The organism is Streptomyces sp. CBMA291 (assembly GCF_014596525.1).
In the GTDB taxonomy this organism is placed as follows: domain Bacteria; phylum Actinomycetota; class Actinomycetes; order Streptomycetales; family Streptomycetaceae; genus Streptomyces.
Genome location: NZ_MSJP01000008.1, coordinates 198,798 through 211,758, shown reverse-complemented (window position 1 = coordinate 211,758; position 12,961 = coordinate 198,798). Strand labels below are relative to the sequence as shown.

11 protein-coding genes and 1 pseudogene are annotated in these 12,961 nt (G+C 73.4%); 8 read left to right on the top strand and 4 right to left on the bottom strand.

From position 1 onward, the window contains the following. Positions 1-132 precede the first annotated feature (132 nt). On the bottom strand, positions 133-639 hold the full coding sequence (locus BU197_RS02305; RefSeq protein WP_188266443.1) for a GNAT family N-acetyltransferase: 507 nt from the start codon (positions 637-639) through the stop codon (positions 133-135). 33 nt (positions 640-672) lie between these two features. On the opposite strand from BU197_RS02305, the pseudogene thpR reads away from it, so the two are divergent. From thpR to BU197_RS02290, 3 genes and pseudogenes are all read left to right on the top strand, one after another. Then, positions 673-1,269: pseudogene (gene thpR / locus BU197_RS02300) on the top strand (RNA 2',3'-cyclic phosphodiesterase); the annotation flags it as partial. A gap of 361 nt (positions 1,270-1,630) precedes the next feature. Beyond that, positions 1,631-2,620, top strand: a complete 990-nt coding sequence (locus BU197_RS02295; RefSeq protein ID WP_188266441.1) for an aldo/keto reductase — start codon at positions 1,631-1,633, stop codon at positions 2,618-2,620. Positions 2,621-2,787: 167 nt separating this feature from the next. Then, complete coding sequence (locus BU197_RS02290) at positions 2,788-3,273, top strand: PH domain-containing protein (protein WP_188266440.1); 486 nt, start codon at positions 2,788-2,790, stop codon at positions 3,271-3,273. A 33-nt stretch (positions 3,274-3,306) separates the two neighbouring features. Here the strand turns inward: BU197_RS02290 and BU197_RS02285 are convergent, their stop codons facing one another. Both BU197_RS02285 and BU197_RS02280 read right to left on the bottom strand, forming a co-directional pair. Beyond that, the gene (locus tag BU197_RS02285; protein WP_188266439.1) at positions 3,307-4,014 is read right to left on the bottom strand and encodes a GDSL-type esterase/lipase family protein; all 708 of its coding nucleotides are present in this window, start codon (positions 4,012-4,014) and stop codon (positions 3,307-3,309) included. 7 nt (positions 4,015-4,021) lie between these two features. Beyond that, positions 4,022-5,095, bottom strand: coding sequence for a MerR family DNA-binding transcriptional regulator (locus BU197_RS02280; RefSeq protein ID WP_188266438.1), 1,074 nt, complete (start codon positions 5,093-5,095; stop codon positions 4,022-4,024). A 175-nt stretch (positions 5,096-5,270) separates the two neighbouring features. On the opposite strand from BU197_RS02280, the gene BU197_RS02275 reads away from it, so the two are divergent. The 3 genes from BU197_RS02275 to BU197_RS30165 all read left to right on the top strand — a co-directional run bounded on the left by BU197_RS02275 (position 5,271) and on the right by BU197_RS30165 (position 7,472). Further along, entirely contained in the window at positions 5,271-6,293 is a 1,023-nt protein-coding gene (locus tag BU197_RS02275; protein WP_188266437.1) for a WD40 repeat domain-containing protein, read from the top strand. A gap of 122 nt (positions 6,294-6,415) precedes the next feature. After that, complete coding sequence (locus tag BU197_RS02270) at positions 6,416-6,820, top strand: hypothetical protein (RefSeq protein WP_223182770.1); 405 nt, start codon at positions 6,416-6,418, stop codon at positions 6,818-6,820. After that, entirely contained in the window at positions 6,813-7,472 is a 660-nt protein-coding gene (locus BU197_RS30165; protein ID WP_223182769.1) for a hypothetical protein, read from the top strand. The genes BU197_RS02270 and BU197_RS30165 overlap by 8 nt, the downstream gene beginning before the upstream one ends. A 79-nt stretch (positions 7,473-7,551) precedes the next feature. On the opposite strand, the gene serC is transcribed toward BU197_RS30165, so the two are convergent. After that, positions 7,552-8,670, bottom strand: a complete 1,119-nt coding sequence (gene serC, locus BU197_RS02260; protein WP_188266436.1) for a phosphoserine transaminase — start codon at positions 8,668-8,670, stop codon at positions 7,552-7,554. A 51-nt stretch (positions 8,671-8,721) separates the two neighbouring features. On the opposite strand from serC, the gene BU197_RS02255 reads away from it, so the two are divergent. Both BU197_RS02255 and BU197_RS02250 read left to right on the top strand, forming a co-directional pair. Further along, entirely contained in the window at positions 8,722-11,694 is a 2,973-nt protein-coding gene (locus BU197_RS02255; RefSeq protein ID WP_188266435.1) for an FAD-binding and (Fe-S)-binding domain-containing protein, read from the top strand. A 302-nt stretch (positions 11,695-11,996) separates the two neighbouring features. Continuing rightward, the gene (locus BU197_RS02250) at positions 11,997-12,899 is read left to right on the top strand and encodes an EamA family transporter (RefSeq protein WP_188266486.1); all 903 of its coding nucleotides are present in this window, start codon (positions 11,997-11,999) and stop codon (positions 12,897-12,899) included. Positions 12,900-12,961 lie beyond the last annotated feature (62 nt).

Here is a 12,961-nt window from a genome sequence, read left to right as displayed (position 1 = left end):
GTGGGGGTCGGGTCCACCCGTAGGGGCAGGGTCCACCCGTAGGGGTCGGGTCCACCCGTAGGGGCAGGGTCCACCCGTACGGGCCCGCCCCTCACCCCCTACGCCCTTCACGGGTCTCACCCCCTACGGGTCTCACACCCTCCTCTCCAGCACCTGCCCCGGCCACTCCTCCACCGTGAACGGGGTGGTCCGGGTGAAGCCCTGGTTCTCGTAGTACGCGATCAGGCGGCCCTCGCTGCCCGCGAAGCAGTCGACGCGCAGGAGGGACACGCCCTGGCGTCGGGTCTCCGCCGCCGCGTGGGCGAGCAGGGCCGCGCCCACGCCCCGGCCGTGGAAGCGGCCGTCCGTCGCGAGCAGCCGGACGTACACCTCGGGCTCGTCCGCCGGGGCGACGTACGAGGCAGGGTGCGGGGTCAGCGTCATCGTGCCCGCCGGTACGCCGTCGATCTCGGCGATCCACGGATCGCCCTCCGTCATGGTGCTCTCGACCTGCCGGACCGCCTTGGGGCGAGTGGAGAACGGCGCCGTGCCCCACTGCGCGGTGATGCCCTGGTCGTTCAGCCAGACCACGGCGCTGTCGAGGACTCCGAGTATCGCGGGGAGGTCGTCCGCCCCGCCCTTCCTGATGGTGATCTCCATCCGGCCGAAGGTACCGGCTGTCAGACTCGCCCCATGAGGCTTTTCGCCGCCGTCCTGCCGCCCCCGGAGCCACTGGCCGAGCTGGCGCGGGTCGTCGACCGGCTGCACCGGCTGCCCGGGGCGGACGGACTGCGCTGGGCGTCGCGACCCGGCTGGCACCTCACGCTGGTGTTCATGGGCGAGGTCGGCGAGGAGTCGCTGCCGGAACTGCGCGCCCGGCTCGCCAGGGCCGCGCGCCGCACCCCGCCGCTCGCGCTGCGGCTGCACGGCGGCGGCCACTTCGGGCAGCGGACCCTGTGGACGAGGGCGAGCGGGGCGACCGGGGGACCGGCCGAGGGCCTGGGCGGGGGCCTGGAAGAGCTGCGGCGGCTCGCCGAACGCGCCGACGCGGCCGCGCGCCGGTCCGGCATCCCGATGGAGGAGCACCGCCCCTACCGGGCGCATCTGACGCTGGCCCGCGCCCGTACGCGCCCGGTGGACCTCGGGCCCTTCCTCGACGCGCTCGACGGCTTCGAGGGGAGCCGGTGGGAGGCGGCGGAACTGTCCCTCGTCCGTTCCCGGCTGCCGGTGGACGGGGTGCGGGGCGAGCAGCCACGGTACGAGCGGGTGGACGGCTGGCCGCTGGAGGGCGGGACGGGCGGTACGGGCGGGACGACCGCCACGGGCGGGGCAGGCGGTACGGGCGGGGCAGGCGGTACGGGCGGCACGGGCAAGGCGGGCGGGACAAACGGGACGGGCGGGGTGGGAGGCGTCGGCGGGGGCCGGGTAACCTCGAAGGGTGGATCCGAAGACCCGTAACCGAATCATGGCCGGCGTGCTCGTACTGATGTTCGCGATCATCGCGGTGACGTCGATCGCCGGTCAGTAGCCGCCCGAGCGCCCCTCGCGCCGCCGTCGCCCGGCCCGCCTTCCGGTCCGTCGCCCGGCCCGTCTCCCACGCCGTGGAAAGGTGCTTGCTTCGAGCGCACTCCAGGGAGTTGGCTTGGCGCCCATGGAGTACACGCAGCTCGGACGCACCGGACTCAAGGTCAGCCGCCTCGTCCTCGGCACGATGAACTTCGGACCTCAGACCGACGAACCCACCAGCCACGCGATCATGGACTCGGCGCTGGACGCCGGGCTCAACTTCTTCGACACGGCCAACGTCTACGGCTGGGGCGAGAACAAGGGCCGCACCGAGGAGATCATCGGCTCCTGGTTCGCGAAGGGCGACGGGCGCCGCGACCGTACCGTCCTCGCCACCAAGGTGTACGGGAACATGGGCGCCGACGGCGAAGCCTGGCCCAACCACGACAAGCTGTCGGCGGTGAACATCCGCCGTGCCGTCGAGGCCAGCCTCAAGCGCCTCGGCACGGACTACATCGACCTCTACCAGTTCCACCACGTCGACCGGTCCACCCCCTTCGAGGAGATCTGGCAGGCGGTCGACGTCCTGATCCAGCAGGGCAAGATCCTCTACGCCGGTTCCTCCAACTTCCCCGGCTACAAGATCGCCCAGGCCAACGAGACCGCCGCCCGCCGGGGCTCGGTCGGTCTGGTCAGCGAGCAGTGCCTCTACAACCTCTTCGAGCGGCGCGCCGAGATGGAGGTCATCCCGGCGGCCCAGGAGTACGGCCTCGGGGTCATCCCCTGGTCGCCGCTGCACGGCGGGCTGCTCGGCGGCGTCCTGAAGAAGGAGGCCGAGGGCAAGCGCCGTACGGAGGGACGCGCGGCGGCCACGCTCGCCGAGCCCGAGTCCCGGGCGAAGCTCCAGGCGTACGAGGACCTGCTGGACAAGCACGGTCTCGCGCCCGGCGAGACGGCCCTCGCCTGGCTGCTCACCCGGCCGGGTGTGACGGGTCCGATCGTCGGCCCCCGCACCCCCGAACAGCTCGCGGGCGCGCTGCGCGCCCTGGAACTGGAGCTGAGCGAGGAGCTTCTCGCCTCCCTGGACGAGATCTTCCCGGGCCCCGGCCCGTCCCCGGAGGCCTTCGCCTGGTGAGGCGGTGAGGAGGCGTCGTCGCGACGGCGCCCGCAGTCCGGCGGCCCGGCGTCCCCTAGGGGGCGCCGGGCTTTTCGGTTTCATGAACTCCCCTATCCCGTAAGGGTGTTGAGCCCTACCCTGAGGTCCCGCCATAAGGGGTCACGCGGGATCAACTGGGGGAAACCATGGAATCCGAGAACGTCCTGCCACGCTCGTACAAGGTCAAGCCCGGACGGATGACCGGCGTCTACATCGCGGTGCTGATCACCGTGGCCGCCGGACTCCTGCCCGTCCTCAAGGACGAGGGCCTCGGCAGCGGGGCGAAGACCCTGATCATCGGGCTGCTCCTGGCCTTCGTCGTCTGGATCGTCACCGCCGCCCGCCTCTGCGCCACCTATGTCGACCGCAGCGGCATCCGGGTCCGGGGCATGATCAGGACCCGCAGGCTCGCCTGGGAGGAGATCCGCGACATCAGCTCCGCCCCGAACCCCAGCGCGGGCCTGGGTCAGGGCCAGCCCCAAGTCATCTCGTACGCCCGTGGCCGCGACGGCCGCCGGGTCCAGCTCATGTACCTGGACGACAAGCACGTGACCGTGGACCGCGAGATCGCCGCCCTCCGCTCCCTCTGGGAGGAACTGCGCGGCGAGGACTGGACCCCGGACGCGGCCTAGCGCCGAGGCTCCTGCCGCAGGATCCCGGTCCCGTCACAGGCGGGGCGCGGTCGAGTCGGGGCCGGCCCCGTAGGGGGCCCCGAGCCCCCACGCCTGGTGCATCGCGTCGGCGAAGGCGGCGGCCAGTTTGTGTTCCCCGGTGGGGCCCGGGTGGGTGCCGTCGTAGGTGTCGGCTTCGAGGGTGTACGACTCCGGGACCGTCGCGAGCAGCAGGGGCGAGGCGGCCGTGTCCAGGTCCGCGACCGTCTTCGCCAGCAGGTCGTTGAAGCGGGCGCACTCGGCGGCGAAGAAGGCGTCGTTCCCGGCGCGTACGTTGGGGATGACCGGGAGCAGGACGGTCCGGACGCGCGGGTTGGCGGCGCGGGCCGCCGCAAGGAACGTCCGGACGTTCTCCTCGGTCTGCCCGCTGTCGGTGTAGAACCCGAGGTCGATCAGGCCGAGCGAGACGAGCAGGACGTCGGCGCCGGTCTCCGTCACCGCCCCGCCGATGAGCGGCGCCATGTGCAGCCAGCCCTCGCCCCAGCCCGCCAGATGCCGTCGGGCGGCGGCGGGGAAGGCGGGATCGGCGTACGCCTCCGGTCCGGGGGCGTCGGCGGCGGGGTCGTAGAGGCCGGTGCGCGGCCCGACGATCTCGAACTCGCCGGGCAGGGCGGACTCCAGATGGCGCCACATGCGGTAGCGCCAGGTCCAGTCGCCGACGCTGCCGATGGTCATGCTGTCGCCGACGAACAGAAAACGCATGGTCACATCATCGCGGACGTCTTCCCGCACCGGCGACGTGATCCGGACCACGGGGGGAGGGGACCGTAGGGGTCCGGGTCTCCCCCTTGGGGGACCCCGGGGTGGCGGGCTCCTCCCGGACGGCGTCCCCGCCCCGGTCGCGGTCCCGGCCGTCGCGGTCCCGCTCGTCGAGGTATGCCGAGAGTTCCGCCGCTCCCGTCAGCATCGCCCGGCCCCGGTCCGCGAGTCTGCGGCGCCGGTCGCGCAGGGCGGCGCCCAGCGGGTCCAGGCCGCCCGCCGCGCGGACGCTTTCGATCAACGGGGCGATCTGTTCCAGGAGTTGGCCGCCCCGGCGCAGTCGATGGACCAGGTGGGCGTCCCGTACGGCCGTCTGGTCGTAGACCCGGTATCCGGTCAGGGGATCGCGGTGCGGCCGGACCAGGCCCGCGCGCTCCCATTTGCGCAGGGTCGCGGGTCGGATGCCGAGCCCGGCGGCCAGGGGCCCGATGAAGACGACGCCGGAGGGGGTGGCGGCGGGGATACCGGGGAGGTTGGGGGTGCCGGGGAGGTCGGGAGAGCTGGGGGTGCCGGGGGTGCCCGGGACGCCGGGGGTGCCGACCGTGCCAGCCACGCCGACCGTGCCGGGGGCGCCGACCGCGCCGACCGTGCCAGCCAGGCCGACCGTACCGGGGGCGCCGACCGTGCCGAGGGCGCCCGGAGTCGCGCCGAGGGCGTCCGGAGTCGTGCCGGTTCCCTCGTCGAGGTCGCGGAGGGCGTGTTCCACGGCGGCGAGTGCCCTGCGGTCCTCCAGGAGCAGGGCGTGGCTCTCGTCGACCAGCCGGAGCGCCTCTTCCACCCGGTCCTCGTTGACCGCCCGCATGATCTCCGCCGTCACCCGGTGCCCGTGGCCGGGCAGCAGCGCGAGGAACGCGCGCAGCGCCGCCGGGTGCGGGGCGCCGTCACCGTCACCGTGCGGGGTGCGAGGTGTGGCGGGCAGGATGCCCGACTCCTCGTACTCCCTGATCGCCTGGGTGGACAGACCGTGTCCACGCGCGAGATCGATCGGCCTGAGCCGACCTCCACTGTGAAGGTTTCTCCCCATGGCGCGGACCGTATCGCGCCGAAGTTTCCGGCGAGAGTTCGGCGATCTCGTTTGAGCCACGGCGGCCGGGCGGCGGGCCCGTAAGGGGAGACCCGTGGGGGTGGGACCCCGTAGGGGGCGGGCCCCGTAAGGGTGGGACCCTTCGGGGTTTTTCCGGTCGTGGGAGGCTGGGGGCATGCGATCTGCTCTCTGCGCCCTCGGCACGGCGGCGGCCCTGGTGCTGCTTCCGGCCGGTCTCGCCCGTGCCGAAGGGCCGGAGCCCGACCGGGACTTCACCATCGAGGACTCCAGGATCACCGAGTCCAGCGGGCTGGCCGCGAGCCGGGCCCACCCGGGGATCTACTGGACGCACAACGACCAGGACGCGCCCCTGATCTACGGCGTCGACTCCCGTACGGGTGAGACGGTCGCGACCCTGACCATGAAGGGCGTCGGCACCCCCCGGGACATGGAGGCCATCGCGGTCGGGCCGGACGGTGACATCTACGTCGGCGACATCGGCGACAACCTCGACGGCACCTGGGACCACGTGTGGATCTACCGCTTCCCCGAGCCGAAGGTCCTCAAGGACCAGACGGTGTCGGCGAAGCAGTACGTCGTGAAGTACGCCGACGGTCCGCGCAACGCCGAGGCGCTCATGGTCCATCCGAAGACCGGCCGGGTGTACATAGCCAGCAAGAAGCAGAGCGGCGGCGGGCTGTACGCGGGTCCCGAGCGGCTCTCGGCCTCGGGGACGAACGTCTTCCGCCGGATCGGCGAGGTGCCGTGGGTGACCGATGGCGCGTTCTCGCCGGACGGCGGACGGCTCACCCTGCGCGGCTACTTCAGCGCCGAGGAGTACGCCTGGAAGGAGGGCGGCACGGGCGGCGGAAGCCTCGACGGCGAGGGGAAGCACGTCCCGGTGCCGTTCCAGGGCCAGGCGGAGTCGGTGACGTACACCAGGGACGGCGCGGCGCTGATGTTCGGCTCCGAGGGGAAGCGCAGCCGGGTCCTCCGGGTGGACAGCCCCGGCGCCGGGACGCCCACCGGCCCGTCGTCCGCCGCTCCAGGGACCGGGACCGGACCCTCGGGCGCGACGAAGGACCCGCAGGGCGCGCCCGGGAAGGAGGACGAGGGCAACGCCTTCGTCGGCTTCCTCGTCCTCGCGGGCGCCACCGTCCTGGTCCTCGGCGCGAAACGCCTCTTCCGCCGCCGCTGACGGCAGGCGGTGGTCCGATCGGGTGAGCGGGAACCAGCGACGCCCTCTTCGCCCGCTCCCGATGCGATGATCCCCGCCGTGAGCACATCACTCGAAGCGTGTTGCAGGGCGCTGTGGTAGCGATGCTCCTGACCGGATCGGTCGCCCCTGCTCATGCGGCCCCGGGCCCCTACTGGGACAAGAGGGTCAAGTGCAACGCGACCGACCCTGACGGACGCAAGATCCCCACGCGCGTGGGCAACGGCGAACTCGGATGGAACCACTTCTCCGGGAAGCACAACATCAAGAAGTGCGCCATCGTGAACATCCCGCTCCGGGGCAACGTGGACAAGGTGGATGGCGCCAACATCCAGTACTGGGGATGGGCCTCCCACCCGAGACACCGCAGCGTGCAGATCGTCGTCAAGGCGCGGTACGCCTGCAAGACCGCAGACAGAAAGTACGACGCCGGTCCCGGCAACGTCGTGGGCGTCATCACCGCCTACTGCAAGGGCATGACCAAGTGCCCACACTGGGTGAATGAGTAGCCCGGTGAACGAGGACGAGTACGAGATCGAGGACCTTCAGAGGGACGTGGCCAGCCTCCTCCTGGAGTACGTCCACGCGCCCCTCCTTGAGGACCAGCACGTGCGGGCGGTGCTGCCCGCTCCCCTGGACTCCCCGGCGGTTCGGGTGGCCCTCGGGGGGCGGGGCGAGCGGGTGCCCGCGCGGCTGAAGGCGTACGAGATCCCCCTCCGCTCGGGCGAGGACCTGTTCACCTCGCACGATGTCGTCGCCCTGCTGCGCGCCGTACACACCGGGACGCACATCTACCCCGCGAACGCCGTCTCCACCGTCCTCGGCATGGAACTCCTCAAGGTCGATCCGGCGCGCGTGAAGGAAGCCCCCTTCACCCACGACGACTGGTCCGCCACCCTCCTGCGCTGCCTCGCCCACCCCGAGCGGCCGACCCGGGCGGACACGGCGCTGCGCGGGTTCCGCTTCAGGGAGGACGGGCTGCTGCGCCTCTACGTGGACGGCGACGAGGTGCCGGGCGTGAGCGCGGTCGACGTACGGCCCGGTGGCGCGCTCACCGCTCTCCTCGCGGCGCTTTCCTCGCTGCTCGACGAGGCGTGGCGGACCTCGGCCCCCGGCGACGACCCCCACTGCCGCCGCGTGGTGGACCTCACCGACTGGTAGACCGCGGGAACGGCGAAGGGCCCGGCACCGCGTCCCCGGTGCCGGGCCCTTCCGTACGGCTGTGTGCCGTGGGGCGTCGTTACAGCTTGCCGATCACGTAGTCCACGCACGCCGTCAGGGCGCGCACGTCCGCCGGGTCGATCGCCGGGAACATCGCGATCCGCAGCTGGTTGCGGCCCAGCTTGCGGTACGGCTCGGTGTCGACGATGCCGTTGGCGCGCAGGACCTTCGCGACCGCCGCCGCGTCGATCTCGTCCGCGAAGTCGATCGTGCCGATGACCTGCGAGCGCTTCGCCGCGTCCGTGACGAACGGCGTCGCGTACTTGGACTCCTCGGCCCAGCCGTACAGCGCGTCCGAGGACTCCTTCGTACGCGAGACCGCCCAGTCCAGACCGCCCTGGCCGTTGATCCACTTCAGCTGCTCGGCGAGCAGGAAGAGGGTCGAGAGCGCCGGGGTGTTGTACGTCTGGTTCTTCAGCGAGTTGTCGATCGCCGTCGGCAGCGAGAAGAACTCGGGGATGTGCCGGCCCGAGGCGTGGATCCGCTGCGCGCGCTCAAGGGCCGCCGGGGAGAAGACCGCCAGCCACAGACCGCCCTCGGCGGCGAAGGACTTCTGCGGGGCGAAGTAGTAGACGTCCGTCTCCGCGATGTCGACGGGCAGACCGCCCGCGCCGGAGGTCGCGTCGACCAGGACGAGCGCGCCCTCGTCGGCGCCCGCGACCCGCTTGATCGGGGCGGCGACACCGGTGGAGGTCTCGTTGTGCGTGTACGCGTAGACGTCGGCGCCCGCTTCGGCCACCGGCTCCGGGTGGCTGCCCGGGTCGGCGGAGATCACGGTCGGCTCGGCCAGCCACGGGGCCAGCTTGGCCGCCTTCGCGAACTTGGAGGAGAACTCGCCGAAGGTCAGGTGCTGGGACTTCTGCTCGATGAGCCCGTGGGTCGCCACGTCCCAGAAGGCGGTGGAGCCGCCGTTGCCCAGGATCACCTCGTACCCCTCGGGGAGGGAGAAGAGGTCGCGGATACCGGAACGCACCTCGCCGACCAGGTTCTTGACCGGAGCCTGGCGGTGGGAGGTGCCGAGGAGGGAGGTGCCGGTGGCGGCCAGGGCGTCCAGCGCCTCCGTACGCACCTTGGAGGGGCCCGCGCCGAAACGGCCGTCGGCGGGCTTGATGTCAGCGGGAATCTGGATATCAGCCACGAGGCGGAGGGTATCGGGTCGGGAAGGGGCCGGTCGCCGCATGTCCGCCGGATGAGACGAGAAGTGAGACATCCTGGCCTTGTGGGAACACACGAGAAACAGGCCCGGGAAGCCGCCGGACTCGCGGCGGAGCTGCGGGCGGCCGTCGCCGGAGAAGTCGACTTCTCCGCCGCCGCGCGCGCCCTGACGACGATGGACGCCTCCAACTACCGCCGGGTGCCGGTCGGTACGGTCGCGCCCCGTGACGCCGACGATCTCGCGGCGGCGCTCGCGGTGTGCCGGGCGCACGGGACGCCGGTCGTCGCGCGCGGCGGCGGTACGTCCATCGGCGGCCAGGCGACCGGCACCGGCGTGGTGCTCGACCTCACACGGCACATGGCCGGGGTGGTCTCCCTCGACCCGGTGGAACGGACCGCCGTCGTCCGCCCCGGGCTCGTCCTCGACCGGCTCCGGGAGGCGGCCCGCCCGTACGGGCTGACCTTCGGCCCCGACCCGTCGACGCACGGCCGCTGCACCCTCGGCGGCATGATCGGCAACAACGCCTGCGGGGCGCACTCGGTCGCCTGGGGCACCACGGCGGACAACGTGCGCTCCCTGGAAGTGATGACCTATCGGGGCGAGCGGTTGACGCTGGGGGCCGGGGGAGGGGCGGGAGTTCCCCTAGGGGCGGGGCTTCCCCTAGGGGCGCCCAGGGCCGAGCCTGGGGCCGGGCGCGGGGCCGGGGCCGGGCGCGGGGCCGGGTCCGCCGCGCCTCCCGGGCTCCTCGATCTCGTCGGGCGGAACCTCGCCCTCCTCCGTACCGGCTACCCGGAAGGGCTCCCGCGCCGGATCTCGGGGTACGCCCTCGACGCACTGCTGCCCGAGCGGGGGGTGGACGTGGCCCGCTCCTTCTGCGGCAGCGAGGGCACCCTCGGGGTGGTCACGGAGGCCACCGTGCGGCTGGTCCCGCTGCCCGCCGCGCCCGTGCTCGTCGTCCTCGGATACGCCGACGAGAGCGCCGCGGCCGACGCCGCGGCCGGCCTCCTCCCCTACGGCCCCCTGACCGTGGAGGGCATGGCCGCCGATCTCGTACGGGACGGGAGCGCGGGGCTGCCCCGGGGCGGTGCCTGGCTGTTCTGCGAGGCCGACGGGGAGGCCGCGGCCCGGCGTCTGGTGCGGGCGGCGGACGCGCTCGACGCGACCGTGGTGACCGACCCGAAGGGGCAGCGGGCGCTGTGGCGCATCCGGGAGGACGCGGCGGGCACTGCGACCCTCCTCCCGGACGGCACCGAAGCCTGGCCGGGGTGGGAGGACTGCGCGGTGCCGCCCGCCCGCCTCGGCGCGTACCTCCGCGACTTCCGCGCCCTCCTCGCCGCGCACGGCCTCCGGGGAGCCCCCTACGGGCACTTCGGCGACGGCTGCGTCCACGTCCGGATCGACTTCGACCTGTGGACGAGCCGAGGCGTACGGGACTTCCGCCGCTTCTCCGAGGAGGTGGCCGGTCTGGTGGTCGCGCACGGCGGCTCGCTCTCCGGGGAACACGGCGACGGGCAGGCGCGGGCCGAACTCCTCCCCAGGATGTACGGGGACGAGCTGGTCGCCCTCTTCGGCGCGGTCAAGGACGTGTGGGACCCCGACGGGGGTCTCAACCCGGGGATGCTCGTCCGGCCCCGCGCCCTCGACGAGGGGCTGCGGTTCGCCGGACTGCCCCCTACGGGTCTCGGGCGGGCCGCCGCGCGCTGTGTCGGCGTGGCCAAGTGCCGGGAGACGGGCCCGGTCGCCGGGCCGGGCGTGATGTGCCCCTCGTACCGGGCGACGGGGGAGGAGAAGCACTCGACCCGGGGCCGGGCGCGGCTGCTGCACGAGATGGCCCTCGGCGAGGTGATCACCGGAGGGGCGGGTTCGGCGGAGGTCATGGAGGCGCTGGACCTCTGCCTGTCCTGCAAGGGCTGCCGCGGCGACTGCCCGGTGGGCGTCGACATGGCCGCGTACAAGGCGGAGTTCCTCGACCGGCACTACGCGGGGCCGCTCGGCTTCCTGCGCCGGCCGCGCTCCCACTGGACGATGGGCAGGCTGCCGCACTGGCTGGATCTGTTCGGTCGGGCGCTGAACGCGGCGGCGCGGCTGCCGTTCGCCGCGCGGTGGGCGGGGGTGACCCCGGAGCGGAGCCTGCCGAGGGTCGCCGATCGCACCTTCACCTCCTGGTTCGCCGAGCGCGCCTCGTCCCGCCCGCCGGCCCTGACGCTCTGGCCCGACACCTTCACCGACCATCTGGCCCCCGAGGTGGGCCGGGCGGCCCTACGGGTCCTGGAGGCGGCGGGACTCGGCGTCGCCCTGCCCCGGGGGCGGGTGTGCTGCGGGCTCACCTATGTGTCGACGGGGCAACTGGGAGCGGCGAGACGGGTGATGCGGGGGACGCTTGACACGTTGTACGGGGCGGAGGGGGCGGGGGCGGATGCCGTCGCTGCCGGGAGCGGATCCGGCCCCGGGAACGGATCCGGCCACGGCCCCACCCCAGGGGCCCCCGCCCCCGCCCCCCGTCCCGTCGTCGTCCTCGAACCCTCCTGTGCGGCGACCCTCCGCACCGATCTGCCCGAGCTGCTTCCGGACGATCCGAGGGCGGCCCGGCTCGCGGCCTCCGTCCGTACCTTCGCCGAGGCCCTGGAGGAACTGGCCCCCGACTGGCGCCCGCCGCGTCTGGACCGCCCGGTCACCGGCCAGACCCACTGCCACCAGCACGCCGTCCTGGGCGAAGGGCCCGACCGGCGGCTGCGCGAGCGCGCGGGGCTCACCGGCGGCCCGGTCGGCGGCTGCTGCGGACTCGCGGGCAACTTCGGCTTCGAACCAGGCCACTACGAGGTGTCGGTGGCCTGCGCGGAGGACCGGCTGCTCCCGGCGCTCCAGGCGGCGGCCCCGGACACGGAGATCCTGGCGGACGGCTTCTCCTGCCGCACCCAGATCGCCGACCTGACGGGCGGGCGCGCCCGGCACCTGGCGGAACTCCTCGCGGAGGGCCTGGACGAGGGACTGGGGGAGGAGCCCTGAGGGGCGGGTGGCGGGCAGGGGCATGTCCGGGCGAAGCCGGGGCGGGGCCGGCGTACCTCGGGACCCCGGGGATCACCCGGAGCGCCGGGGTGTTCTCGCGGTGTCGCCGTGCGCACACCCCGGCGTTCCGCGTTTGTGGGCGGGGGCTCGTAGCGTGGGAGGGGCGGGGAGGCGAAGGGGGACTTGCGGTGCACTATCCTGCACTGTAAGTGCAAGATGATGAACGTGTGAGGAGTCGTGCGGTGGAGAGTCCGGTGAAGGAGGCGGCCCCGACGGGAGGTGCCGTGGTCGGCGCGGAGCCGATGGCCGCCGTGCGGGGCGCGCGCGCCCGGGGGATCGCGGGCCACCGGTTCGCGCCCGTCGCGCTCGTCGTCGCGGGCGGGCTCTCCGTACAGTTCGGCTCCGCCGTCGCCGTGCTCCTGATGCCCCGGACGGGCGCGCTCGGCGTGGTGACGCTGCGGCTCGCGCTCGCCGCCGCCGTCCTGCTGATCGTCTGCCGCCCCAAGGTGCGCGGGTACGGGCGTGCCGACTGGGGCACGGTCGTCGCCTTCGGTACGGCGATGGCGGGCATGAACACCCTCTTCTACCTGGCCGTGGACCGGATACCGCTGGGCGCGGCGGTGACCCTGGAGGTCCTGGGTCCGCTCGCCCTCTCGGTGATCGCCTCCCGGCGCCTGGTGAACCTGCTGTGGGCGGGGCTCGCGCTCGGCGGGGTCGTGCTGCTCAGCGGCGGCGGTTTCGACCGGCTCGATCCGGCGGGTGCCGGGCTCGCGCTGGGCGCGGGCGCGATGTGGGCCACGTACATCGTGTTCAGCGCGCGGACCGGACGCCGCTTCCCGCAGGCGGACGGGCTCGCGCTCGCGATGGGCTTCGGCGCGATCCTGACGCTGCCGCTCGGCATCCTGGAGTCGGGCGACCGGCTTCTCGTCCCGTCGACGCTCGGTCTGGGACTCGGGGTCGCCCTGATGTCCTCGGTCCTCCCGTACACCCTGGAACTCCTCGCCCTGCGCCGGCTGCCCGCACCGACCTTCGCGATCCTGATGAGCCTGGAACCGGCCATCGCGGCGGCGGCGGGCTTCCTCGTCCTCCATCAGTCCCTCGTCCTGACGGACGCCCTCGCCATCGCCCTGGTGATCGCGGCGAGCATGGGCGCGGTGCGCTCGCAGATCGGCCGCCGGGAGAAGCCGGGACCCTCAGGACCCTAGGGGTCTCGGGACCCTAGGGGTTTCGGGGCCCGCCCCCGGGGGGCTTCGGAGGGGGTCGGGAG